Origin of the sequence: Maribacter stanieri (assembly GCF_900112245.1) — a bacterium.
Taxonomy (GTDB): domain Bacteria; phylum Bacteroidota; class Bacteroidia; order Flavobacteriales; family Flavobacteriaceae; genus Maribacter; species Maribacter stanieri.
This window is the reverse complement of sequence record NZ_FOYX01000002.1, coordinates 335,444-361,438: the sequence shown is the minus strand read 5'-3', so window position 1 is coordinate 361,438 and position 25,995 is coordinate 335,444. Positions and strand designations below refer to the sequence as shown.

24 protein-coding genes are annotated in these 25,995 nt (G+C 33.8%); 13 read left to right on the top strand and 11 right to left on the bottom strand.

The genetic code is table 11. The features are described 5' to 3' along the window. Window positions 1-125: 125 nt before the first annotated feature. Window positions 126-500, top strand: a complete 375-nt coding sequence (locus BM296_RS12090) for a winged helix-turn-helix transcriptional regulator (protein WP_027067370.1) — start codon at window positions 126-128, stop codon at window positions 498-500. A 169-nt stretch (window positions 501-669) separates the two neighbouring features. Next, window positions 670-2,262: a zinc-binding metallopeptidase family protein gene (locus BM296_RS12085; protein ID WP_027067369.1), complete on the top strand. Its 1,593-nt coding sequence runs from the start codon at window positions 670-672 to the stop codon at window positions 2,260-2,262. A 79-nt stretch (window positions 2,263-2,341) separates the two neighbouring features. Here BM296_RS12085 and BM296_RS12080 read toward each other — a convergent pair whose 3' ends face one another. Further along, complete coding sequence (locus BM296_RS12080) at window positions 2,342-3,556, bottom strand: RsmB/NOP family class I SAM-dependent RNA methyltransferase (RefSeq protein ID WP_027067368.1); 1,215 nt, start codon at window positions 3,554-3,556, stop codon at window positions 2,342-2,344. A 149-nt stretch (window positions 3,557-3,705) separates the two neighbouring features. Here BM296_RS12080 and BM296_RS12075 point away from each other — a divergent pair, with 149 nt between their 5' ends. Then, a complete protein-coding gene (locus tag BM296_RS12075; RefSeq protein ID WP_091903255.1) occupies window positions 3,706-4,728 on the top strand; it encodes a WD40/YVTN/BNR-like repeat-containing protein in 1,023 nt (340 codons plus the stop codon). Here BM296_RS12075 and BM296_RS12070 read toward each other — a convergent pair whose 3' ends face one another. From BM296_RS12070 to BM296_RS12060, 3 genes are read right to left on the bottom strand one after another with little or no spacing between them, the layout of a single operon-like run. Continuing rightward, window positions 4,729-5,166 carry a hypothetical protein gene (locus tag BM296_RS12070; RefSeq protein ID WP_091903254.1) on the bottom strand — a complete coding sequence of 146 codons (438 nt, stop codon included), beginning with the start codon at window positions 5,164-5,166 and terminating at the stop codon, window positions 4,729-4,731. After that, a complete protein-coding gene (locus BM296_RS12065) occupies window positions 5,159-5,665 on the bottom strand; it encodes a hypothetical protein (RefSeq protein ID WP_091903253.1) in 507 nt (168 codons plus the stop codon). Before BM296_RS12065 ends, BM296_RS12070 begins: the two co-directional genes overlap by 8 nt. Before the next feature lie 33 nt (window positions 5,666-5,698). After that, a complete protein-coding gene (locus tag BM296_RS12060; RefSeq protein ID WP_091903252.1) occupies window positions 5,699-6,241 on the bottom strand; it encodes an RNA polymerase sigma factor in 543 nt (180 codons plus the stop codon). 139 nt (window positions 6,242-6,380) lie between these two features. Between BM296_RS12060 and BM296_RS12055 the strand changes: the two genes are divergently transcribed. After that, the gene (locus BM296_RS12055) at window positions 6,381-7,070 is read left to right on the top strand and encodes a hypothetical protein (RefSeq protein ID WP_091903251.1); all 690 of its coding nucleotides are present in this window, start codon (window positions 6,381-6,383) and stop codon (window positions 7,068-7,070) included. 89 nt (window positions 7,071-7,159) lie between these two features. Here the strand turns inward: BM296_RS12055 and BM296_RS12050 are convergent, their stop codons facing one another. The 4 genes from BM296_RS12050 to BM296_RS12035 are packed head-to-tail and all read right to left on the bottom strand — an operon-like array spanning window position 7,160 to window position 12,265. Continuing rightward, window positions 7,160-8,986, bottom strand: a complete 1,827-nt coding sequence (locus BM296_RS12050; RefSeq protein ID WP_091903250.1) for an ABC transporter ATP-binding protein — start codon at window positions 8,984-8,986, stop codon at window positions 7,160-7,162. Further along, window positions 8,986-10,695 (bottom strand): phospho-sugar mutase, encoded by a 1,710-nt coding sequence (locus BM296_RS12045; RefSeq protein WP_091903249.1) that lies wholly within the window; start codon window positions 10,693-10,695, stop codon window positions 8,986-8,988. Before BM296_RS12045 ends, BM296_RS12050 begins: the two co-directional genes overlap by 1 nt. Window positions 10,696-10,737: 42 nt before the next feature. Then, on the bottom strand, window positions 10,738-11,697 hold the full coding sequence (locus BM296_RS12040) for a glycosyltransferase family 2 protein (RefSeq protein WP_091903248.1): 960 nt from the start codon (window positions 11,695-11,697) through the stop codon (window positions 10,738-10,740). A 46-nt stretch (window positions 11,698-11,743) separates the two neighbouring features. Then, a complete protein-coding gene (locus BM296_RS12035; protein WP_027067359.1) occupies window positions 11,744-12,265 on the bottom strand; it encodes a DUF4199 domain-containing protein in 522 nt (173 codons plus the stop codon). Window positions 12,266-12,446: 181 nt separating this feature from the next. Between BM296_RS12035 and BM296_RS12030 the strand changes: the two genes are divergently transcribed. The 3 genes from BM296_RS12030 (at window position 12,447) to mtaB (ending at window position 15,462) form a co-directional block, all read left to right on the top strand. Further along, window positions 12,447-12,731 carry a type B 50S ribosomal protein L31 gene (locus tag BM296_RS12030; protein ID WP_027067358.1) on the top strand — a complete coding sequence of 95 codons (285 nt, stop codon included), beginning with the start codon at window positions 12,447-12,449 and terminating at the stop codon, window positions 12,729-12,731. Between the two features lie 142 nt (window positions 12,732-12,873). Beyond that, a complete protein-coding gene (locus BM296_RS12025) occupies window positions 12,874-14,049 on the top strand; it encodes a GlmU family protein (protein WP_091903247.1) in 1,176 nt (391 codons plus the stop codon). An 84-nt stretch (window positions 14,050-14,133) separates the two neighbouring features. Next, complete coding sequence (mtaB, locus tag BM296_RS12020; protein WP_091903246.1) at window positions 14,134-15,462, top strand: tRNA (N(6)-L-threonylcarbamoyladenosine(37)-C(2))-methylthiotransferase MtaB; 1,329 nt, start codon at window positions 14,134-14,136, stop codon at window positions 15,460-15,462. 34 nt (window positions 15,463-15,496) lie between these two features. Here the strand turns inward: mtaB and BM296_RS12015 are convergent, their stop codons facing one another. Next, window positions 15,497-15,793: a GNAT family N-acetyltransferase gene (locus tag BM296_RS12015; RefSeq protein WP_027067355.1), complete on the bottom strand. Its 297-nt coding sequence runs from the start codon at window positions 15,791-15,793 to the stop codon at window positions 15,497-15,499. 177 nt (window positions 15,794-15,970) lie between these two features. Here BM296_RS12015 and BM296_RS12010 point away from each other — a divergent pair, with 177 nt between their 5' ends. Beyond that, window positions 15,971-16,633 carry an alpha/beta hydrolase gene (locus BM296_RS12010; RefSeq protein ID WP_091903245.1) on the top strand — a complete coding sequence of 221 codons (663 nt, stop codon included), beginning with the start codon at window positions 15,971-15,973 and terminating at the stop codon, window positions 16,631-16,633. A gap of 65 nt (window positions 16,634-16,698) precedes the next feature. Then, the gene (locus BM296_RS12005) at window positions 16,699-17,655 is read left to right on the top strand and encodes a lytic transglycosylase domain-containing protein (protein ID WP_027067353.1); all 957 of its coding nucleotides are present in this window, start codon (window positions 16,699-16,701) and stop codon (window positions 17,653-17,655) included. Between the two features lie 2 nt (window positions 17,656-17,657). On the opposite strand, the gene BM296_RS12000 is transcribed toward BM296_RS12005, so the two are convergent. Further along, window positions 17,658-18,173: a hypothetical protein gene (locus BM296_RS12000; protein ID WP_091903244.1), complete on the bottom strand. Its 516-nt coding sequence runs from the start codon at window positions 18,171-18,173 to the stop codon at window positions 17,658-17,660. 243 nt (window positions 18,174-18,416) lie between these two features. Between BM296_RS12000 and rpmH the strand changes: the two genes are divergently transcribed. Together rpmH and carB are read left to right on the top strand one after the other, a co-directional pair. Continuing rightward, window positions 18,417-18,584 carry a 50S ribosomal protein L34 gene (gene rpmH / locus BM296_RS11995; RefSeq protein WP_027067351.1) on the top strand — a complete coding sequence of 56 codons (168 nt, stop codon included), beginning with the start codon at window positions 18,417-18,419 and terminating at the stop codon, window positions 18,582-18,584. 89 nt (window positions 18,585-18,673) lie between these two features. After that, window positions 18,674-21,526: a carbamoyl-phosphate synthase large subunit gene (gene carB, locus BM296_RS11990; protein WP_027067350.1), complete on the top strand. Its 2,853-nt coding sequence runs from the start codon at window positions 18,674-18,676 to the stop codon at window positions 21,524-21,526. A 48-nt stretch (window positions 21,527-21,574) separates the two neighbouring features. On the opposite strand, the gene BM296_RS11985 is transcribed toward carB, so the two are convergent. Further along, window positions 21,575-23,200, bottom strand: coding sequence for a long-chain fatty acid--CoA ligase (locus tag BM296_RS11985; protein ID WP_091903243.1), 1,626 nt, complete (start codon window positions 23,198-23,200; stop codon window positions 21,575-21,577). 227 nt (window positions 23,201-23,427) lie between these two features. On the opposite strand from BM296_RS11985, the gene BM296_RS11980 reads away from it, so the two are divergent. Next, entirely contained in the window at window positions 23,428-24,702 is a 1,275-nt protein-coding gene (locus BM296_RS11980) for a hypothetical protein (RefSeq protein WP_245787011.1), read from the top strand. 70 nt (window positions 24,703-24,772) lie between these two features. Next, window positions 24,773-25,993: a Pycsar system effector family protein gene (locus BM296_RS11975; protein ID WP_091903242.1), complete on the top strand. Its 1,221-nt coding sequence runs from the start codon at window positions 24,773-24,775 to the stop codon at window positions 25,991-25,993. The last annotated feature ends 2 nt before the right edge of the window (window positions 25,994-25,995 follow it).

Here is a 25,995-nt window from a genome sequence, read left to right as displayed (position 1 = left end):
AAGTGTTACTTTATGGTATTAAAATTAGATTTTTGTAATAAATGCTATAATAGTATGTTTGTTAGACTGAATTTAATTTTAGTTATTAATTAGTGAATTTGTTGATATTAGAAAAGTAAAAAAGAATGGCAAAGCAAAAAAATGATACACAAGCACTTGAATATTGTATGGATATGATTGGCGGAAAGTGGAAACCTGTTATTCTTTATCATATATCAAAAGGAACAAATCGTTTTAATAAGCTTTTTACTGAAATTGAAGGGATTAATCGCCAAATGCTTAGTAAGCAGTTGAAGTCTTTGGAGCGGGCTGGAATACTTGATCGTACATTGTATGGGGAAATTCCACCAAGGGTAGAATATACGTTGACACCATTAGGGAAATCATTGCTTCCGGTCGTTAAGGCAATGACTAGTTGGGGGCAAAAACAAATGGAGAAGAAAGTAGAAATACCAGTGGCGCCAGAAGTTCAAAAAAATCAGCAATTGCCACTTTTTTAAAACTATAATACTAACTTCTTATAGTTTATAAATGTGGATTTTATGACCTTATAAAATACTATTACCATAAAATAGAGTGCTCAGGTTTTGAATTAGATAAAAATTGGTTGTTTACGCACGCATAACGGTCAATTTATGTAACTTTTAGCAACTAATTCAAAAAACTACCATGAAACAAAAAACAACACTATGTACTTTTGCATGCTGTTTATTAGCCTTAAGTGGCTTGTATTCACAAAAGAAAAGATCAAACAAACAAATTGAAAAATTAAAAACGGAGGTCGCAGCCATTGTAGAGGAGAATAAAAAACAATCTCAAGTAATGGTAGACAAAATTTTTAGTTTTTCTGAACTAGGATTTCAGGAAATAGAATCTTCTAAATATTTGACCGGAATTCTTGCTGAGAACGGATTTGAAATTGAAAATTCCATTTCAGGTATTCCTACAGCATGGTTTGCTACTTGGAGTAATGGCGAAGGACCTACAATTGCTTTGGGTAGCGATGTGGATTGTATACCAAAAGCCTCTCAATATCCAGGCGTGGCTTATCACAAGCCCATTGTAGAAGGTGCTCCAGGACATGGCGAAGGTCATAATTCCGGTATACCAATGAATATTTCTTCTGCACTGGCAGTGAAGAAAATTATGGAACGTGAAAATATTGGCGGTACATTACTAGTTTGGCCAGGTATAGCCGAAGAATTGGTAGCTGCAAAAGCATGGTATGTAAGAGATGGTCGTTTTGATGATATCGATATGTGCATTTTTACTCACGTAGGTAATAATTTAGGTGTGTCTTACGGACCTACAAGAGGTACAGGCTTAATATCTGTAGAATATGCCTTTGATGGCGAAGCGGCACATTCTGCTGGGTCACCATGGAGAGGTAAGAGTGCTTTAGATGCTGCCGAGTTAATGAATGTTGCTTGGAATTACAAAAGAGAACATTTACATCCTTTAAAACGTTCTCACTCTATTTTTACCGATTCGGGAGATCAGCCCAATGTAGTGCCTTCTAAAGCGGCTATTTGGTTTTATTTTAGAGATATAAAATATGAGGGAATCATGGAAATGTATGCTATGGCAAATGATATGGCCAAAGGAGCGGCATTAATGACTGGTACTACTATGACCTCTAAAGTTTTGGGTACGGCATGGCCACGTCATTATAATAAGGTGATTGCAGAGACCATGTATTCAAATATTAAAGAAGTGGGCTTGCCAGATTGGTCAGAAGCTGATCAAAAATTAGCAAAAGCTGTGCAGGCAGAAGTAAATTCAGAAAAAATAGAAGGTTTACCTTTAGAATTAGATGATTTAGGACTTCCGGTTATTGAACCAATTAGTGGTGGTTCAGATGATATTGGAGATGTTTCTTGGAAAGTGCCTACGGTTACGTTGAGGTATCCATCTAACATTCCTGGATTGCAAGGTCACCATTGGAGTAATGCTATTGCTATGGCAACTCCAATTGCGCATAAGGGAGTTGTAGCAGGGGCTAAGGTAGAGGCAATGACAATAATAGACTTTTTGTTGAAGCCGGATTTAATGAAAGGTGCGTGGGATTATTTCAATAATGAACAACAGAAAGATACTAAGTATCAGCCTATGATTTCTGAAAGTGATATGCCCCCTATATATTTAAACAAGGATAAGCAAGACCAGTTTAGACCAGCTTTGGAGAAATTCTATTATGATGAAACGAAATATGATACGTATTTGGAGCAATTAGGAATTGAATATCCAACATTGAAAGAATAGGTCTTTTAATTGTAAGTATTAAAAAAGCCTTTAGGTTCATATGAACTGAAAGGCTTTTTTTGTTGATTAAAAGTATGTCTTAAATACTCTTCTCTAATAATGCCATAAAGAAGCCATCATAACCACTCTTAGAAGCGTATATCTTTTTGTCTTTTACCAAAGTGAAATCTTTACCTTCTTCAGACTTTAAAAATGACTGTACTTGGTGACTGTTTTCTTGAGGTAGAATAGAACAAGTAGCGTAAACCATCTTTCCGCCTGGTTTTACAATTTTACTATAGCTTCTTATGATTTCTGCTTGCGTTTTTACAATTTTATCTAAAAACTCCGGTTGCATCTTCCATTTAGAATCTGGGTTTCTTCTTAAAACTCCTAATCCCGTACATGGAGCATCAATAAGAACTCTATCTGCGCTACCGTATAGCTTCTTGTATACTTTACTTGACTCTATTTCTCTTACTTCAATATTGTGAGCACCATTACGTCTTGCGCGCCTTTTTAATTCCTTTAATTTACTTCCGTAAATATCCATTGAAATTAATTGACCTTTATTTTCCATTAATGCTGCAAGGTGAAGAGATTTTCCACCCGCACCTGCACATGTATCAACAATACGTTGACCTGGTTCAACATCCAAGAATTCAGAGACTAATTGAGAAGAGGCATCTTGAACCTCAAACATTCCATTTTTAAATGCTTGGGTTACAAATACATTTGCTCGTTCAACTAATTTTAATGCAGAAGCATACCCTTTAATCGGCTCAGCCACAATATTTTCATCTAAAAGAGCTTTACGCAATTCTTCTTTAGTAGTTTTTAATGTGTTAGTACGCAAAATAACTTCCGCAGGTACGTTAAGTTTAGCTATTTCTTCTGTCCATAATTTATCGCCCAAAGCTTTTTCACCTAAATCATCGATCCAATCAGGAATAGCTTCCCTGAATTTTCTAATTTGAGAAAGTTCGTCAAATTTACCTTTAATCCTTCTTTCGGGTGTTGGTTCAATTTGCTTCCAATCTGGTAGGCTTATACCTTTCAACACTGCCCATACTGCCCAAATACGGAATAAATCTGGTCTGCTAAATGGAGCTTTGACTTCTGCTATTTCTGTGTACAAACGCTTGTAACGTACAATTTCATAAGTAGTTTCAGCTATAAAGCCACGGTCACGTGCTCCCCAACGTTTATCATAACGCAGTACTTTTTGAACAACCTTGTCGGCATATTCGTTTTCATTGAAGATTAGGTTTAGACCATCGATTACGGCAAAAACCAGATTTCTATGTAATTTCATCAGTATTATTTACTTGATAGGAAGATTTCATGTCATTACCTCATTTTAAATAAGTTAAAATGATTTTCGTCTTCCAAAAATTTAGGCTGCAAAGGTATTGTTTTAGAAGTGATTCCATTTATTTTTGAGGAACTTTATACTATAATCATATGCGTTATATTTTTCTTCTTGCAGTTTTAATAGTTTCTTGCTCAGAACAACAAAAACCTAGGACATTTACTTCTGTAGGAATTGAAACGATTTATACCGATTCAATTAGTATTCGCGCTATTGAACTCATGGGGAATAGTTTAGCCTTTGCTGCAAATAAAGGCACATTTGGTTCGATTGATTTAACTACAGATAAGGTCCGTGCAAATATTGAAAAATACCATACAAGCTTACCTGCATTTAGGGCAGTAGCACATACCGCAAATGATTTTTTCATGCTATCTATAGAATCTCCTGCTCTTCTGTATAAAACAGGAGTTAAGGGGCGAATGGAGTTGGTGTACAAAGAAGAAGGCGAAGGTGTGTTTTATGATGCAATGACCTTTTTAAATGATTTAGATGGTATTGCCGTAGGCGATTCTGTTGATGGTTGTTTAAGTGTTATCATGACATCTGACGGGGGGAATTCATGGTTAAAATTGCCTTGTTCAAAATTACCTGAAGGAATCGAAAGTGAGGGGGCATTTGCAGCAAGCAATACTAATATTGAGACGGTAGGGGAGAATATTTGGATTGCTACGACCTCTGGGCGTGTTCTTTTTTCTCCGGATAAAGGCAACTCATGGGAGTCTTTTCAAACTCCAATACGTAACGAAGAGCCAACGGAAGGTATTTATTCTATTGATTTTAATGACAAAAATCTTGGCTTTGCCATTGGCGGAGATTACACAAACCCGGATAATACAACAGCTAACAAGGCAATTACAAAGGATGGAGGGAAAACTTGGAATCTTTTGGCAGACGGTCTAGAGCCTGGTTACAAAAGTTGTGTTCAGTTTGTACCGGGTACACAAGGAAACGGTCTAGTTGCTGTAGGTTTTACAGGAATATCTTATTCATCAGACATGGGTAAAAGTTGGAAAGAACTAACTAAAGAATCCTTCTATACCATTCGTTTTCAAAATGACACCATAGCTTACGCCGCGGGTAAAAACCGTATTTCTAAACTAGTATTTAACTAATTATTTGCCACCTTTATTTTGGCGATATTGCTTCATTAATTGACGCTTGAACTCTTCTTCTGATCGTAATAATAAAAGTGTTTTCTTAGCTGAGATAACTTTACTTACTTTTTTAAGAAAGTCATTATCCAATACCTCTTCTTCCTCTTCAATTTGCATATGAAGTGCTAGTAATTTTTCAGACTCTATTTCAGAAAGCGAGTCGGCATCTTTTATTTTGCTCTTTATTTGATGATGGCTCTTTTTGCGTAAAGCATTTCTTTTTTCTTGATATTCATTATAAACAGGCCAAAACTCTTGAGCTTCTTTACTGCTTAGTGAAAGTTTTTCAGTAATGAAAGCTACTTTTAAAGTGTTTATTTTTTCCCAATCTTGGTTTCTTTGTCCAAAGGATATGGTAGATACAAATAGAAATATGATTATTGCAAGTTTATTCATTGTCTTCAATATTTAGTTCATCAAAATCACTTATATTTTCATTCAAGTAATCAAGAAGGTTATCACTATCAATAGGGGAGCTTAAAAAGTCTGAAAATTCAGTATTGGTTACTGGCAATACTTCAGCTATTTCATAAGATGATAACTCAAAATCATTATTTTCAAAATAGGCTTCAATATCGGTGTTGGCCAAATCATTAAAACTTAATTCCTCTGCGTTGCTCCAGTTATAATTTAAGGCAATTATAGCAATAGCGGCAATTGAAGCGGCTACGGCTACTATTTTCTTAATAGAAAAAAGAGGTATTATTTTGGGTTCAGTATTTAGCTTTTCTTGTAATGACTCATTGAACGATTCAAAATAATTATCTGGTACCTTAAATGCACTATCCTTGGGAATAGTACTTTCGGTTTTAGATAATTTTTCCATTAATTTATCCTCAAAACTATCAAAATAGTCTTCTGGAGTTTTAAACGGATTTTTATTTTTTTTGTTCATGATACTTGTTTGACACTCAATTATATAAAAGGTTTAATCTTCCTTTAAATACTGTTGAATTTTTTTTACGGCTAAGTGATACGATGCTTTTAGTCCACCTACTGAAGTATCTAATATTTTTGAAATCTCTTCATATTTTAATTCTTGAAAATATTTCATATTAAATACTAGTTTTTGTTTTTCAGGAAGTGTAGCTATGGCTTTTTGAAGTTGAAGTTGAATTTCATCTCCCTCAAAATATACATCAGCTTCTAGATTAGATACTAAACGTTCTTGGTAATCAGTATCTGAAACGCCTTGTAGCTTTGCTCTTTGCTTTATGAAGTTTAAAGCCTCGTTGGTGGCAATTCTATACATCCAAGAAAAAAGTTTACTATCTCCTTTAAATCCGTCTATATTTTTATAGACTTTTATAAAGGTATTTTGTAAAACATCATCAGCATCATCGTGATTTAAAACAATACTACGTATTTGCCAATACAAGCGCTCCTTATAAGTATTTACCAATACTTCAAAAGCTTGAGCTTGTTTGCTCTTTGATTTTAAATCTAATACTAATGTTTCCTCTTCAATCACTTAAAACTGAGGTTTGTTTAATGTAAGACCATGAAGTTAGGGAAAGGTTTAATCATTCCGAATGATATTTGATGCTTTTTAATAGGTATCCTAATAATTATATAATCTATCCGTTTAAAATAAACCAAAACTTATTTTTATGATTTTAAAGAAGAATTTTTTATTGATTTGCCTTTTTATAACTGTATTTTCTGTAATCTCATGTAGTGATGATAATGAAGATGTAATTATCGAAGACTTAACTGAACAAGCAGATGAAGAAGAGGTAGTGGTAGAGGAAGAGGAGGAAGCTGAAGAAGAAACCGAAGAGGAAGTAGAAGAAGAGGTAGTTGAGGAAGAAACTGAAGAGGAAGTTGAAGAATTGTCAAGTTATGTTTTATATGAAAATGTGGAGTTCATAGTTGATACTGATGGGTTGGATACTAAGCGTTTCTTTTCTACAAGCACTGGAAATTTATACACTTACAATGAAATCGATGCAGAAATAGCACCATCTATTGATTTAGCTTGGTATGATATGAGTCCATCAAATCCTGGATTCTTATTTTGGATGAGTCCTGATGATTTATTCATAGATGAGCAAATAGAAGGAGGTACAACGACAAAAATGGAAAATACTGCAGACCAAATGACTGTTGCAGAATTTGATGCGATAACCGACGAAAGTTCACTTGTTGACTTAGTTATTGAGAATGAAGATGAGGCAATGGGACCGCAAGATTATCCGGTTGTAGTTTTATTTGAGAATGCAGCGGGACATAAAGGAGCTATTAAAATGAAGAGTAACGACGGTCAAATTATGATTGTAGATATTAAAGTGGCTCGATAGTTTAAGCCTTATTCGCAAAAAAAATGAAAGCCATCTGAAAAGATGGCTTTTTTAATTTAAAAACTTTAAGAATAACCTGGTATAAAAATTTATGCCAACGATTGCATCTGTACTAGTTTCTTGTATGTACCATTAAGCTCTAAAAGTTCAGCATGAGTACCTTGTTCAACAATCTCTCCCTTTAAAAGCACTACAATGGTATCTGCATTTTGAATGGTAGAAAGTCTGTGAGCAATGACAATAGACGTTCTGTTTTTCATCATTTTTTCAAGAGCGTCTTGTACCAGACGTTCGCTTTCAGTGTCTAAAGCAGATGTAGCTTCATCCAATATCATTATTGGAGGATTTTTTAATACCGCTCTAGAAATGGACAATCGCTGTTTTTGTCCGCCACTTAACTTGTTGCCGCTATCTCCAATGTTAGTGTCATACCCTTTAGGTAGGTCCATGATGAAATCATGTGCATTTGCAATTTTAGCGGCTGCAATAATTTCTTCGTCGGTAGCATTTTCTTTTCCTAATCCGATGTTGTTTTTAACAGTGTCATTAAATAAAATAGAATCTTGAGTAACCAAGCCGAGTAAGCCACGGAGCGATTTTTTACTGAGGTTTTTAATGTTATTTCCGTCAATGCTGATGTCACCTTCATTAACATCGTAAAAACGAGTAACAAGATTAGCAATGGTACTTTTCCCACTACCAGATTGCCCTACTAGCGCAACAGTTTTACCTTTCTCTACAGTAAGATTGAAATTTTTTAAAACATACTCATCTTCATATTTAAATGAGATATTATTTATAGAAACCTCATTGTTAAATGTTTCTTGATGAATTGGATTATCAATTTCCGATATCGGATTTTCGGTCTCTAAAACTTCTAATACACGTTCTGCCGCTGCGTTACCCTTCTTGACACTATACGAAGCTTTGCTTATAGATTTGGCAGGCGTTAGTATCTGATACGACAATGCCATATATGTTATAAAGAGTTCGGCTTCAAGTGTTTTATCTACAAGTACCATTTGCCCTCCATACCAAAGAATGACTCCGATAGCAGCAATACCAAAAAATTCACTTGTCGGTGATGCTAAATTTTGTCTATTAAGCAGGCTATTAGAAAAATTAAAAAATCTTTTGGTGGACGCTTGAAATTTCTTGGCGAATACCGATTCCGCATTAAAAGCTTTGATGACTCGTAAACCGCCTAAAGTTTCTTCTAATATGGATAAGAAATACCCTTGTTCATTTTGAACCTTGTCAGATTTTCGTTTTAAAGATTTACCGATTAATGAAATTAAAAATCCTGAAACCGGAAGAAATAGAAATACGAATAATGTTAATTTCGGACTAATAGCTAACATTGCTATAATCGTAAAAATGATTGTAAGTGGTTCTCTTACAATTAGTTCTAATATAGATAGAAAGGAATGTTGTATTTCTAATACATCGGATGTTATGCGGGCAATAGTATCACCTTTTCTTTTTTCAGAATAATAAGATATAGGAAGTTCTACTGTTTTGTCATATAATTCATTTCGTAAATCTTTAAGTACACCATTACGCAGAAATGTAATGAAGTACATGGCTAAGTAATTAAAAAGATTCTTTAGAAGAAACATCGTAATTATCAATCCTACCATTAGCATTAGTACTTCGCCTGGATCGCTATGCTCGCTTCGTTCGGTAACATAAAAGTTTAAAGAGTCGGTAACAAAATCCTTTAAATCAGAAATACCATTCCATTTTGGTTTGATGTATATTTTTTCTGTTTGATTAAAAAGCACGTTCAACATTGGAAATAATGAAATCATCGCCAATGTTGAAAACAATGCATAAAAGACGTTAGATATAATATTTAAAATAGCATATATCTTGTAAGGCTTCGCAAAGCGAAGAATCTTTTTGAAATAGTTCATTAAGCTAAATTAAGCTCAGCAAGAATGCTCTTGACCTTATTGTCAAGTTCTGCCGCTACTTTTTTATAATCTTCAGTTTTTTCTAATTTCGTATTTGTACTGATGTAGAATTTCACTTTAGGTTCTGTTCCACTTGGTCTCGCTGCTATTCTAGTACCATCTTCTGTTTCGTAAATTAAAACGTTAGATTTTGGAATATCAATAGTCTTTTCTTCGCCAGTCAATACATTTTTGGCAATTGAAGTATTATAATCTTCAATCCATTTTACTTTAGAACCAGCAACAGATTCCACCGGATTTTCTTTAAAGTCCTTAAGCATCTGCTTAATCTCCTCTGCACCACTAATACCTTTTTTGGTAATAGAAACTAAATGTTCTTTATAAAAACCATAATCAACATAACATTGAATTAAGTCTTTGTAAAAAGAACTGCCATTAGCTTTGGCCTGACTAGCAATTTCACAAGCCAATAGGGTAGAGGTAACCGCATCTTTATCACGAACAAAATCGCCTACCATATAACCAAAGCTCTCTTCGCCACCACCAATAAAGTCAGATTCTGGGAAATCTTTGATCATTTTACCAATCCATTTAAATCCGGTAAGTGCAGTTTTAAATTCTACTCCGTATGCTTTAGCCATAGCCTCCATCATTGGGGTAGATACAATTGTTGTTGCAATAAATTCATTTCCTTTAAAACCTTTTTCTTTTCTCTTTTCAAGAAGGAATTTTGTCATTAAAACCATAGCTTGGTTTCCGTTAACAATTTCCATTTCTCCATCAAGATTACGAACAGCTATTCCTAAACGGTCACTATCTGGATCAGTACCTACAACCATGTCTGCACCAATTTCTTCAGCTTTTTTAACAGCCATTGAAAGCGCTTCTGGTTCTTCTGGGTTAGGAGACTTTACCGTTGGGAAGTTTCCGTCTGGTTTTGCTTGCTCCTCAATAATAGTTACGTTTTCATACCTACCACGTTTAAGAACTTCTGGTATAGCGGTAATTGAGGTGCCGTGAAGCGAAGTAAAAACGATTTTGAAGTCATCTTTGCCGTCAGCATTAAAATTTCCTGCGTCTACAGACTGTGCTATAAAAGCTTCGTCAACCTCTTTATCAATTACTTGTATTAGGTTTTCATTCGCTTTAAACTTTATATCTTCAATATTGAGGGAATTAATTTCAGCAATGATTTTACCATCCTGTGGTGGTACAATTTGTCCGCCATCGGTCCAATACACTTTATACCCATTATATTCTGGTGGGTTATGCGATGCAGTTAAAACAATACCTGCGTGACAATTTAAATGTCTTACTGCAAAAGAAAGTTCTGGGGTAGTGCGCAAATCTGAGAAAAGGTATACTTTAATATTATTGGCTGAAAATACTTCGGCAACAGTTCTTGCTAGAGTATCACTATTGTGGCGACAATCAAAAGCGATGACCACTTTGATTTCTTCATTCTTATATACTTCATTTAAGTAGTTACTTAAACCTTGTGTGCTTTTACCTAATGTGTATTTATTAATTCGGTTGGTGCCAACACCCATAACACCTCTCATACCACCTGTACCAAACTCCATATTTTTGTAAAAACGGTCGTTCAATTCCTCTTTATCATTAGCGATAAGATGTTCAATTTCTTTTTTAACAGCTGGGTCAAAAAAATCGGTAAGCCAGCTTTTTGCAGTTTCTAGGATATTATCCATTGGTTTATAGTTTTATGTGCAATTAAGTTAGTGAGAATTTTACTATTGTAAAAGAGTCATATTTATTTCTTCAGAAACAATATATCTTTTTTCTTCCTTCTTAGAACGTATTAGTATTTCGCCAAGAAATCCAGCTAAGAACAACTGTGTTCCTATGACCATGGCTATCAGTGAAATATAAAATTGTGGTCGGTCTGTTATCAATCTTCCAAATTTGTTTATGAATAATTTATCTATACCTAAATAGATAGCAAATCCGAATCCGATTAAGAACATTAAAACACCTAATGCACCAAATAAGTGCATTGGGCGTTTACCGAATCTAGATACGAACCATATGGTTAGCAAGTCTAGAAAGCCATTTATGAAACGTTCCATTCCAAATTTTGTTTTACCGTATTTACGAGCTTGATGTTTTACAACTCTTTCCCCAATTTTAGAAAAGCCTGCATTTTTAGCAAGCACAGGTATGTAACGGTGCATTTCGCCCGATACTTCAATGTTTTTTACTACATCTTTAGCGTAAGCTTTTAGACCACAATTAAAATCGTGCAAACGAACACCTGAAGTTTTTCGTGCTGCCCAATTAAATAATTTTGAAGGGGTGTTTTTAAAGATGATAGAATCGTAGCGTTTCTTTTTCCAACCAGATACCAATTCATAACCTTCATTGGTTATCATATTGTATAACCCAGGTATTTCTTCTGGGTTATCTTGTAAATCGGCATCCATTGTAATAATAACATCGCCGCTAACGGCTTTAAAACCTGCATGTAGTGCCTGTGATTTTCCAAAGTTGCGCGAAAAATGAATTCCTTTTACGGCTGGGTTTTCTTTAGATAAATCCGCAATAATTTTCCAAGAGGTATCTGTGCTGCCGTCATCAACAAATAATATTTCATAAGAATAATGATTGGATTGCATTACGGATACAATCCAATCATGAAGTTCTTTAAGTGATTCTTCTTCGTTTAGTAACGGAATTACTATTGATAATTGCATGCGCGACTTCTGGTATTGTCTCCAAAAATACTACAATTACTTAGTATTAATAAGCAGCTTCTTCTTTTTTCAAGATTAAGCCGGCAATTAAACTAATAACTAAGGCAATAAGAACGTTAATTATTAAGCCAACTGGGTACATAACCCAAGCCAAACCTTTTTGCATTTCTATACCTTGGTCTATTTGTTCTTCGGTAAGACTAGGATTATCTTTCATAGCTTTTATCTTCCCTATTTCATAAACTTTATCTAGATAATCTGGTTCTATGAAATTAGATTGTATGAAAAACCATAATAGGCCAACTATACCAGCTATTAATGCTACTCCGGCTCCAACTTTTAAAGCTTCTGAAATAGTCAAAAGTCCACCGCCAGCTTTTTTAAATTGGATTATTGCCATTACAATTCCGATAGCCAGTATTAATATCTGGATTAGTTGTATTGATGTCACTTGCTCATAATGCATATTCGTTACAAAAAGCATTACTGCAAAAACAACACCCACAAGACCTGTAAGTAAGCCGTAATTCAATGCAAATTTTCCTGTTTTTGGTTCAATTTCTTCCATGATTTTTATAGTTTATAGGTTGATTTATATATTAGTATTGTGAAGGTATCATTTGTTACACATGCAATAAAATTTAATTTTAGTATTTTTTTACTATTCTAATTGCCTATTTATATTATTTCACTATTTTTGCAGCCTTAAAATGAGTGCCCGTCGGAATGGGTGCGTTAAAGTTTTTAAAATGAAAAAAGATATACACCCAGAAAATTATAGGATAGTGGCCTTTAAGGACATGTCTAACGAAGAGGTATTTTTAACAAAATCAACAGCTGATACTAAAGAGACTTTAGAAGTTGAAGGTGTTGAGTATCCATTAGTAAAATTGGAGATTTCAAGAACCTCTCACCCTTTTTACACTGGTAAAGCAAAATTCTTGGATACAGCTGGTCGTATCGACAAGTTCAAGAACAAGTACAAGAAATTTTCAAAAGAAGAGAAAAAAGAAGAAACAAAAGAGCAAGAATAGTTCTTTTAATTCTTTATTAAATATAACGCCTTCGAAATTTTCGAAGGCGTTTCTTTTTCCTTTAACTTTTAAATAAAGGAAGTTATCCATTATATATAGATGCTCTAGGGATATTTGTTAATTTTGAAAAAAATCATCTAGTATGAACTTTATTCTTTTTGATGGTCCTCGCAGAGATCATCTATTACCTTTCACTTTCACACGACCGGTTTCGGAAATCCGTGTAGGTATTATGACTTTAAAGGAGCGTTGGGAAGCTTATTTAAAAGTTTCAGTTTCTTCTTTGACCGAAGAATATTTAAGTATAAAATATCCAGTTAATTTAGAAGAATCTAATGTTTTTATAGACGCTTCGGTATTACCATCGAACGAGTTGCTAAAAGCGGTTAAAGCTTTGCGAGCGGGCGAAAGGTTAATGTCGGGCGAATTGATAATTGCTTATTTAGCTGCAGTTTCTAAAAGTGCAGATGAATTAAGTGATTTTGATGTAGTTAAATTTGAAGGTGGTCTTGTTCAAATCAATAACACCTGGGATATTTTTGATAAAAATGCTACCATTTTACAGTCAGATTTCGATTTTATTACAAAAGGTAGAAAGAGTCAACCCATATCCAGTACGAATCAATTAATTCATCCGGAACGTATTTTCCTTGAAGAAGGGGCTAAGGTTGAATTTAGTATTCTAAACGCTACAGACGGTCCTATTTATTTAGGAAAAAACTCTGAAATATGGGAAGGTAGCTTAATTCGTGGTGGTTTGGCACTTTGTAATAATGCTATTATTAAAATGGGCGGTAAACTTTATGGCGCAACTACTATTGGTCCATATAGTAAGGTTTGTGGAGAAGTTAGTAACTCGGTAATTTTCGGGTATTCAAGTAAGGGCCATGAAGGGTATTTGGGCAATGCCGTATTGGGAGAATGGTGTAATATAGGCGCAGATTCCAATAATTCTAACCTTAAGAATAATTATGCAAAAGTTCGTTTGTGGGACTATGCTACCGAACGCTTTGAGCAAACAGGTTTGCAGTTTTGTGGACTAATGATGGGTGATCATAGTAAAACGGCAATTAATACAATGTTTAATACTGGTACTGTAATTGGAGTAAATTCTAATATTTATGTACCAGGGTTTCCAAGAAATTTTGTACCAAGTTTTAGTTGGGGTGGTGCATCTGGGTTTACGGCTTATCAACCTGCAAAAGCATTTGATGCTGCTAAAGTAATGATGGCTAGAAGAGGGGTGGAGTTTAATGATGTTGAAATGGATATTCTTACCCATGTATTTGAGATAACTAAAAAATGGAGGAAGTATTAAGTATTTAAAACTGTAATACAGTTAGTTAAGCTTTTTTAGCTTGATTAAGTTTAAGTATTTTTGCACTCTCAAAGAGATTATTAGATGAAGAAGAAAGTGGCTTTTTACACTTTAGGATGTAAGTTGAACTTTTCGGAGACTTCTACCATAGCCCGTAATTTTGCAGATGAAGGTTTTGAAAGGGTAGATTTTTCGGAAGAAGCAGATATGTATGTAATAAATACATGTTCTGTTACAGATAATGCAGATAAGAAATTTAAGACTATAGTAAAGAAAGCTCAGAAAATTAATCCTGATGCATTTGTTGCTGCGGTTGGCTGTTATGCACAATTAAAACCCGAAGAATTAGCAGATGTTGATGGTGTCGATTTGGTTTTAGGAGCTACAGAGAAGTTCAAAATTACAGATTATATAAACGATCTTACAAAAAATGACCACGGTAAAATACATTCATGTGAAATTGCCGATGCAGATTTTTATGTTGGTAGTTACGCAATTGGAGATAGAACCAGAGCGTTTCTAAAAGTGCAAGATGGCTGTGATTATAAATGTACTTATTGTACCATTCCTTTGGCACGTGGCATTTCTCGTAGTGATACTTTGGATAATGTTTTAAAGAATGCTGCGGATATATCGGAGCAGGGTATTAAAGAAATTGTCTTAACCGGAGTCAATATTGGTGATTATGGAAAAGGAGAATTTGGTAATAAAAAGCATGAGCATACTTTTTTAGATCTTGTAAAAGCGCTAGATGATGTAGATGGTATACATCGTTTACGAATCTCATCCATAGAGCCTAATCTACTAAAAAACGAGACTATAGCGTTTGTAGCCCAGAGTAAAACTTTTGTACCTCATTTTCATATTCCTTTGCAGAGTGGTAGTGATGACTTGCTAAAGTTGATGAAGCGTCGTTACATGACCAATCTTTACAAAGAGCGTGTTCATAAGATTAGGGAAGTAATGCCAAATTGTTGTATTGGTGTGGATGTCATAGTAGGTTTTCCTGGGGAGACCGAAGAACATTTTTTAGAGACCTATCACTTTTTAAATGATTTGGATATTTCTTATCTACATGTATTTACATATTCAGAAAGAGACAATACGCCAGCAGCATCTATGGATGGTGTGGTTCCAAATAAGATTAGAAATAAAAGAAGTAAAATGCTACGTGGTTTATCTGTAAAGAAAAGACGTGCATTCTATGAAAGTCAAATTGGGAATGAGCTTACGGTTTTATTTGAGGGAGAAAATAAGGAGGGATATATTCACGGGTTTACTGAGAATTATGTGAAAGTAAAATCGCCTTGGAATCCGGAATTGGTGAATACGTTACATTCGGTGAAACTGACCAAAATTGATAAAGATGGCTTAGTGCGGTTTAATTTTGTAAACTTAGAAGTAGAAGTATAAAAAAAGCCTTTCATTTGAAAGGCTTTTTAATTTTTTAGATACGAATGCCAATAGGTAGCATTTCTTTGTACTGTAGTCGGTTTTTTCTTAAGAATCCTGCTATATGAGGACTTGTTGGTACAACTCTAAGGTTTCTTTCTTGAATTATACTTAGAACGGCTTTGATGAAGTTTTCTCTAAAATTTTCATCCGTAATTTCTTCAGGAACTACTAATTTAGTTAGAAACACTTTACGTTCTTGAGAAGAGTATTCTATTCTTGCTAGATGTCCGTTAACTGTGGTTTCAAATTGGCGAAGAAAAGAATTGTCTTTAATAATAACATCGTTCATATAGATTATTTTAGTGTTGCTACTAGACAAAAAAATTACGATGTTCTCATATCGTAATTTGTCGTGATTAAAATGCTATAAAGAATATTGTTTAATATTGCTAGGTGATTTTCGCATTCTTTTCCAAAAGTAGTTAAAAAATCCCTAATTTCCTAGCTTTTACTACGTTTCATAACTATGATTGATAATAGAATTCATGTGTATTGTATGCCAGGAATGGCAGCGAGTTCAGCTATTTTTGAATATATAAAATTGCCAGAAGAACGATTTGAGTTACATTTTTTAGAATGGAGTGTTCCTGCAAAAGGTATTTCCTTTAGTGATTATGCTAAAAATATGTGCGAAAGAATACATCATGAAAACAGTGTCCTTTTGGGTGTGTCACTTGGTGGACTTTTAGTCCAAGAGATGTCAAAATTTTTAAAGGTTAGGAAGGTGATAATCGTATCTAGTGTAAAAACAAAACATGAATTGCCAAAGCGTATGTTGTTTGCTAGGTATACTAAGGTTCATAAGCTGCTTCCGACAGGTTTGGTAAATAATGTTGAATTGTTAGCTAAATATGCTTTTGGCGAAAGTGTTACCAAACGACTCTCTTTGTATGAGAAATATTTATCAGTTAGAGATAAAGGATATATAGATTGGTGTATTAATGAAATGGTTAATTGGAGCCAAGATGTGGCATGTGAGAATTTGGTACACATACACGGGGAAAAGGATACTGTATTCCCTATAACATATATAGATAATTGTATTCATGTTGTCAATGGAACTCATACTATGATAATTCATAGGGCGAAGTGGTTTAACGAGAACTTGCCAACAATTATTTTGGAATAAGATAGTTCTATATATACCTTTGGTAGACTAAAAAATTGGTTCAAATAATTTAAAATATAAATTTCATGAAAACTATTAAGAATATATTAATGTTATTAGGTGTGGTGTTTGTTGCAGGTACATTAATATTTGCGGTACAAAGTACTGATGCTGTTAAGGTGAACGATAAAATTGTCGTAAACGATAGTGTTCAGGTTAACGTGGCTAAATCATATAAAATTTCTTCTATAGATATCCCTGAGAATTTAAATTTTGCAGGGGAAATTGTGCCTCAAGAGGATCCTGAAATAATGGAACGTGTAGATCGTGAGTTTTTGGTAAACACGTATTGGCAGTCCAACGCTTTATTGTTGATCAAAAGAGCAAATAAGTTTTTCCCGATAATAGAACCAATATTGGCTAAAAATGGTATTCCTGATGATTTTAAATATTTGGCAGTGGCGGAAAGTGGTTTAACAAATGTGGTTTCACCTGCAGGTGCTACAGGCTTTTGGCAAATTATGAGAGAAACGGGTAGGGAGTACGGTCTTGAAGTGAATTCTAATGTTGATGAGCGCTATCATTTAGAAAAGTCTACAGAGGTAGCTTGCAAATACTTGAACAAATGGAAAAGTAAATATGGTAGTTGGGCGTTAACAGCTGCGGCTTATAATGCAGGTCCTGGAGCTATTAATAAGTATATGGGTATACAGCAAGTAGATAATTACTGGGATTTATTACTTGGTAGTGAAACAGGAAGATATGTTTTTAGAATTATGGCTATAAAAGAGATTCTAGCTAATCCAGAAAAATATGGTTTTCATGTTGATAAAGAGGATATGTATGAGGCGGTACCTACGTTTACGGTAGAAGTAGATCAACCGGTTAGTGATTTTGCAGATTTCGCTCAGAAATATGAAATCAATTACAAAATATTAAAACGCCATAATCCTTGGTTAAGAGAGCCACATTTAAATAATAGCTCTCGTAAAAAATATACAGTAGAAATTCCTAATAAAGGATATTACCGCGAATCGAAATAAATTTAGATTTTTTTCATCTGTTGTTGCATCATTTTTATTTGATCCGTCAACATGTTGTTTTTATCTAATTTCTTAGCTTCGTTCAAAAGCATGGTGGCTTCTCTTTTTCGACGTTTTTGCATAGAGATACCTGCTAAACTTAATTTTGCCATGGCAACATCGTAGTCCATGGTAAGACCAAGTTTTAATGCTTTTTTGAAGTATTTTTCTGCTTGGGTCAAATTTGTTTGAGAAAAGATGATACCATGTAGGTAATTATAATATCCTTGTTGCTTTACAGTTAATGCTGCTTCTGGATTTTTAATTTTATCTAGCCATTTCTTTGTACCGGCTAAATCTTGCTTTCGCATTCTTAAAAATGACAAGAGGATAATTTCATTTCTAAAATATAAAAAGATAAAAATCGTAGATAAAAGTATAAGTGAGATACCATTTCCAATGTTGTCTTCTATAAATTGATAGATTGCATAAGCAATTATTAATCCTGCAATAACCAATTTTAAATTTTTATTGAACATATAATGTAGATTTTTATCTGATTTGAAAAGCTTAGAGTAATTAGGAGCCCTAATAAAATAAGCTAATACAGTGTTTAGTTTTAATTCTGGCAAAATTAGTTAAAAGCTAGGTTTTCAGACGTACGGATTAATAAAAAAATTTTTTTTTCATATCGCTTGTCAAAGAAAAAACTCTTTGTATATTTGCGCCCAGTTTCACAGAGGATTCTGTAAAATATCAAAATAATAGAAAAGGTTTAAGACATGCCCGGACAAAAAAGAACATATCAGCCGTCAAAGAGAAAAAGAAAGAACAAACATGGTTTTCGTGAGCGCATGGCTTCCGTAAACGGTAGAAAGGTTCTTGCTAGAAGAAGAGCAAAAGGAAGAAAGAAGTTGACTGTTTCCTCTGAAACAAGACATAAAAAATAATGATTGTATAGTTTTTAAAATATTTAGGTGTTACTTTTTCGAAAGTAGCACCTTTTTTTTGTCCAATTCCCAAAATACTCAATTCAAAAATGCCAAAAAGAAAAGATTTAAACTCAATTTTATTAATAGGATCAGGTCCTATTGTTATCGGTCAAGCTTGTGAATTTGATTATGCAGGTAGTCAGTCTTTACGTTCTTTACGTGAAGATGGTATTGAAACTATCTTAATTAATAGTAACCCAGCGACAATAATGACTGATCCGACAATGGCGGATCATGTTTATTTGAAACCTTTAACTACAAAATCTATTGTAGAAATATTAAAAGCTCATCCACAAATAGATGCGGTTTTGCCAACAATGGGTGGTCAAACAGCATTAAACTTATGTATTGAAGCTGATAAGAAAGGAATTTGGGAAGATTTTGGTGTTGAGTTAATAGGTGTTGATATTGATGCTATTAATATCACTGAAGATAGAGAGCAGTTTAGGGAGCTAATGCTTAAAATTGGCATAGGAATGGCACCCCAAGCTACAGCAACGTCTTTCTTAAAAGGGAAAGAAATAGCACAAGAATTTGGTTTTCCATTGGTAATACGTGCATCTTATACACTTGGTGGTGCTGGAGCATCTATAGTATATAAGGCAGAAGATTTTGATGAGCAATTAAGCTACGGATTGGAAATTTCTCCAATACATGAGGTAATGATCGATAAAGCCTTAATGGGTTGGAAAGAATATGAATTGGAATTACTCCGTGATAAAAATGACAATGTTGTAATTATCTGTACCATTGAAAATATGGACCCTATGGGTATTCATACAGGTGATTCTATTACAGTTGCACCTGCAATGACCTTATCTGACCGTACTTTTCAGAAAATGAGAGATATGGCGATAAAAATGATGCGCAGTATCGGTGATTTTGAAGGAGGCTGTAATGTACAGTTTGCAGTGAGTCCTGATGAGAAAGAAGATATTATTGCCATAGAAATTAATCCACGAGTATCTAGGTCTTCTGCTTTGGCATCTAAGGCAACAGGATATCCTATTGCTAAAATAGCTACTAAACTGGCAATTGGTTATTCGTTAGATGAGTTGGACAATCAGATAACAAAATCCACATCAGCTTTATTTGAACCAACATTAGATTATGTTATCGTAAAAATACCACGTTGGAACTTTGATAAATTTGAAGGTTCTGACCGTACTCTTGGTTTACAGATGAAATCTGTAGGTGAGGTTATGGGTATAGGGCGATCATTTCAGGAAGCATTACATAAAGCAACACAGTCTTTAGAAATTAAAAGAAATGGGCTTGGTGCAGATGGTAAAGGTTATAAGAATTACGAACAAATAATAAGTAAGTTAACAATACCAAGTTGGGATCGTGTATTCGTAATTTATGATGCTATACAAATGGGTATACCATTGAGTCGTATTCATGAGATTACAAAAATAGATATGTGGTTCTTGAAACAATACGAGGAACTATACGCTTTAGAAAAAGAGATTACAAAATATACTATTGCGACACTTTCAAAAGATTTATTGCTAGAAGCTAAGCAAAAGGGCTTTGCGGATAGACAAATTGCACATATGCTAGATTGTTATGAGAGTGAAGTATATAATAAGCGTACAGAACTTAAAATTAACAGAGTTTATAAATTAGTTGATACCTGTGCGGCAGAGTTTAAGGCCATGACGCCTTATTACTATTCAACATTTGAAGAAGAAATTGAAAAACCGGACGGTACCCGATATGTAGAAAACGACAGTATAGTTTCTGATAAGAAAAAAATTGTTGTTTTGGGTTCTGGGCCTAATCGAATTGGTCAAGGTATAGAATTTGATTACTGTTGTGTGCATGGGGTTTTGGCAGCTGCAGAATGTGGTTATGAAACCATAATGATTAATTGTAATCCTGAGACGGTTTCTACTGATTTTGATACTGCGGATAAGCTTTATTTTGAACCTGTATTCTGGGAACATATATATGACATCATTCGTCATGAAAAACCGGAAGGTGTTATAGTTCAATTAGGGGGGCAAACAGCACTTAAGTTAGCAGAAAAGCTATCTAAATATGGTATAAAGATTATAGGTACAAGTTTTGAGTCTTTGGATTTAGCGGAAGATAGAGGTAGTTTTTCTAAACTTTTACAAGAAAATGATATTCCATTCCCACAATTTGGAGTTGCTGAAACTGCAGATGAAGCTTTAGCACTTTCAGATGAACTTGATTTTCCATTATTGGTTAGACCTTCATACGTTTTAGGTGGTCAAGGAATGAAGATCGTTATTAATAAAGAAGAACTAGAAGAGCATGTAGTAGATCTTTTGAGAAAGATTCCGAATAACAAGTTATTGCTAGATCATTATTTGGATGGAGCTATAGAAGCGGAGGCAGATGCAATTTGTGATGGTGAAGATGTATATATCATCGGAATTATGGAGCATATTGAACCTTGTGGAATTCACTCGGGAGATTCTAATGCAACATTACCACCATTTAATTTAGGTGAGTTCGTAATGCAGCAGATTAAAGATCACACCAAGAAAATTGCATTAGCATTAAATACGGTAGGTCTTATCAACATTCAGTTTGCAATAAAAGATGACGTTGTTTATATCATCGAAGCAAACCCTAGAGCATCTCGAACGGTGCCTTTTATAGCGAAAGCTTACAAAGAACCATATGTAAACTATGCAACTAAGGTGATGTTAGGGGAGAAGAAGGTGAAAGATTTTAACTTCAACCCTCAATTGGAAGGTTTTGCAATAAAACAACCGGTATTCTCTTTCAATAAATTTCCTAATGTAAACAAAAACTTAGGTCCTGAAATGAAGAGTACAGGAGAGAGTATTCTTTTCATCGATAGTCTTAAAGATGATGAATTTTACAACTTATACGCTAGACGTAAAATGTATTTAAGTAAATAGTCTTATTTTAAGACTAATATTATAAACGGAAGGGAAACTTGAAATAAATTAGAGTTTCCCTTCTGCGTATAATCTTCTTATTTCTTTCTTGTCAAATTTACCAACACTTGTTTTTGGTACTTGATTTATTGTTACGTAGTTATCAGGAATTTGATAATTAGCAAAATCCTTGGCTAAAAATTCTTTCAATTCTTCAGTAGAAACAGGATCATTTTCATCCGCTAGTACTAATGTTGCCAAAGGTCGTTCAGACCATTTTTTATCAGGTATTGCAATTACGGCAGCTTCTTTGATTTTGGAATGAGACATTAGCGCTAGTTCCAGCGCAACACTAGAAATCCATTCTCCACCACTTTTAATTAAATCTTTGGTACGGTCTGTTATTTCCATATAGCCATCAGCATCTATAGTACTTACATCTCCAGTTCTAAACCAACCGTCTTTAGTAAAGCTATCGCGGCTATTAGTCTTGAAATAAGACTTGATTACCCAGGCTCCTTTTACTTGCAGTTCTCCCATAGTTTTACCATCTCTAGGAGCTACTTCGCCGTCATCACCAATTATTCGCATTTCTATGCCTGGAAATTCAATGCCTTGTTTTGCCCGTATTTTTATTTGTTCTTTTTCGCTTAAGTTTTTATGCTTTTTCTGAAGTCTACTAGCTGTACCTAAAGGTGAAGTTTCTGTCATACCCCAGGCTTGCACTCCTTTAATACCAAAATCCTTTTCAAAATTTTCAATAAGACTGGCGGATAGAGCTGAACCGCCTACCAAATATTCCTCTAAGGCTAATTTGTTTTTAGGAGGGTTCTTTTTCATTTCTTCGTAAACTCCTCTCCAAATAGAGGGTACCCCATTTGCTTTGTTAACTTTCTCACTTTCTAGAATTCTTATAATTGCATCTGGTCGTAAATGTAATGATGGCATTACCATATCTGATCCAGATAATAAACACATATAGGGGAAACCCCAAGCCATAACATGAAATTGAGGTACTACTAATAATATAATATCATTATTGTTGTAATTACCTGCGTTAGGCGATAGTATAGTCATGGCATGTAAATAAGTTGATCTATGGGAATATAAAACTCCTTTAGGCATGCCTGTTGTACCACTTGTATAACACATACCACTGGCATCATTCTCATATATCGCAGGCCAATCAATTGTTTCTAATTGCTCTCCTATTAAATCTTCATAATGAATGATGTTGGGGAGATTAGTGGTAAAGCCTTTAGGGGCATTTATGATAATATATTTTTCTACTGTTTCTAATTTTGGAGCTATTTTTTCTAATAAAGGGACTAATGTGGCGTCAACAAAAATCACTTTATCTTCAGAATGATTAATAATAAATTCTGTCTGCTGAGATGATAATCTGATATTGATGGTGTGGCAAATTGCACCTATTCCTGGTATACCATAGTATAATTCAACATGTTGGTAGTGATTCCATGCAAAGGTGCCAACCATATCACCTTTAGTAATTCCTAATTTATTTTTTAGGGCATTAGCGAGTTGACAGCATCGTTTGTAAAGTTGGCCGTACGAATATTCATGTCTACTACCATCTGGTAAGTAAGAGATTAATTTTTTATCTGGAAAAGCACTGTTTGCATAATTTAATATGGTATTAGTGGTTAGTGGGTAATCCATTATTAATCCGGTCATAAAAGATATTTTAAGATAAGTTCATTACGTAACTTTTAAATTTAATCATTTTAAAATAACATATCCATAAAATTTTAACACTAAACTGATTGATTTGCTATTGTGTTAGATGTGGTTTTTAATAGGTTAATCCATCTTTTATAAGGTTAAAAATTAATTTTATTAGGTAATCCTAAATCTCCTTTTATAGCTATTCTTGTTCAGGAATAGATTTTTAAAAAAAGAAGGTGAAAAAAATAATTATTTTATTAAGTTTAATAGTGTTGATTTTTATTGGATTGGCATATTGGTCTTTATCAAGTACTAATAAAACTTTTGACACCTGTGAGATTGTAGGATTTTCTGATGTCGAAAAAATAGATTTTAAAAAGTATGATTCTGTATTAGTAGCGGCAAGTACTTTATATGAAGCGAATGATATAAAAAATGTCATGCAAGGCGCACAATATAGAAAGGCATGGGCAACCCCAGTTAAAGTGTCAATTCTGTATTTAAATGATTTGGAAGGCAATGTAAAAATACTAGAAGAAGGTGGCGGTCAACAAACCCACTCTTTAAAGTTAAAGAGAGATGATGGCACATTAATGACTTTGAGAAGTGTATCAAAAGATCCTTCTCCTTTAATACCTGAAATAGCCGAGACCTTGGGAATAGAAAATATAGTTGTTGATGGTATTTCAGCTCAACATCCATACGCAGCTCTAGTAGTAGCGCAGTTGTCTAAAAAGGCTAAAATATTCAATACTCAACCAAAGTTGGTATTTGTTCCAAAACAGGCAGCGCTTGATAATTATAATGCAAAGTTTGGCAATCGTTTGTTTCAATTAGAATATGAAACAGAAGGTAATGCGAAGTGGTTAAATAAGGTTAATGTAGATTCTCTTGTAGACACAGATAACTTACAAGAGTTAAAAATTAAATACCCGAATAAAGTTGCCATAGATGAGAATTCATTAGTTAGAGCAAGGCTGTTTGATTTGCTTATTGGTGATTGGGATCGCCATGCCAAACAGTGGGGCTGGGCAATTGAAAATATTGGAGATTCCATAAATGCTATTCCTTTGCCGTGCGATAGGGATAATGCATTCTTTAATTTAGAAGGTATTCTACCTACATTAATCTCTAATCAAGCTTTTCTTCCCGAAGTACAATCTTTTGAAAAAGAGATAGATTTCCTACCAGGTTTAATATCTCCATTCGATGTTTATTTTATGAGGGATATTCCACAAACGGTATTTGAAAAAGAAGCTAGGCAATTACAAGTATTATTGACTGATCAAGCTATAAATGAATCTTTTGGTGTATGGTCTAATGATATTTTCGAATTGGATGGTAATGAAATAATAGCAAAGATTAAAAGTAGGCGAGGTAAGCTACTAGATTATGCTATTCGATTTAAAAAAGAACTAATTAAAGCAGAGGAATTAACGAAAGCATTGAAAGGTTCAGATGATTTAAAATTGACTAAATCTCAAATGGCATGTTTTAATTGTGTCAATTAATAAAAGGCAATTGAAAAATGGGAGTCAATTATTTATCTAATACACCTAGTAAACCAACAAACTCACAATCATGAATGAACTTATAGTAGATAAAGTCGAAAAATATATTAAGAATCTTTTAGCAGATCAAATGAATAAGAACTTTCTTTTTCATAGTCAAGGGTATGCTAAAAAGACTATTGTAGAAGTAAATAAGATTCTAAGCGAAAGTGGCAATCAACAAGTTGATCAAAATAGAGTTATAATAGCTGCTTGGTTTCTTTATTCAGGTTATGCGGTAGATTATGAAAATCATTTAAATGAGAGTCTTCAGTTGGCTTCAAGTTTTCTAAAAGAAAATAAAGTTGATCAAAATGATATTGATCAAATACATAGTTTAATAAGTTGTCCGTGGCAAGATGAAAACCCTAAAAATGATGAAGAGGCTATTTTAAAAGACGTTAGCTGTTGGTTTTATGCATCAGAGAATTTTGAGGAAATGCTGCAATTGCTAAGGCTTGAATTAGAGAATTTTGATAAATCTGTTCCAGACCTAGATACATGGCGTTTAAACTACGTTGAAAAACTACGTATTCAGCATCGTTTTTACACCGACTATGCCAAGGAGAATTGGCAAGAAAAAAAAGAAAATAATATACTTTCGTTGATTTCTAGGTTACAAAAGTCAGAAAAGACAGAAAAGAAAGAGGTTTTAAAAGCTAGATTGAAAGATGAGAGTCCGCAAAGGGCAATTCAGTCCTTGTATCGTATAGAGCTTAGAAACCATATTAAATTAAGTGATATTGCAGATACTAAAGCAAATATTCTACTTTCTGTAAATGCTATTATTATTTCATTGTTACTAGCTAATCTGATACCGAAATTAGATTCACCATCAAATTCGTATTTAATTTATCCAACGGTAATATTTGTATTGTTCAGTATAGCATCTATGATAATGTCCGTATTAGCAACGCGTCCTAAAGTTACTAATGAAGATGTAGTCGAAGATGATATCAAAAAGAAGGATACTAACTTCTTATTTTTTGGGAATTTCCATACGATGGATTTAAATGATTTTAAATCTAAACTAAGAGATATCATCAAAAGTAAAGAATCAATTTATGATTCTTTAAGTATGGATTTGTATTACTTGGGTAAGGTTTTACAAGAAAAGTACCGATTATTACGTTGGACTTATACGGTGTTTCTTGTAGGAGTTATTCTTTCGGTAATCGCTTTCGGTTTTGCTTTGAAATACTATGGTATGGAAGATGAGCTTCTAGATGCAGTAACTCCACTTCCTAAATAAAT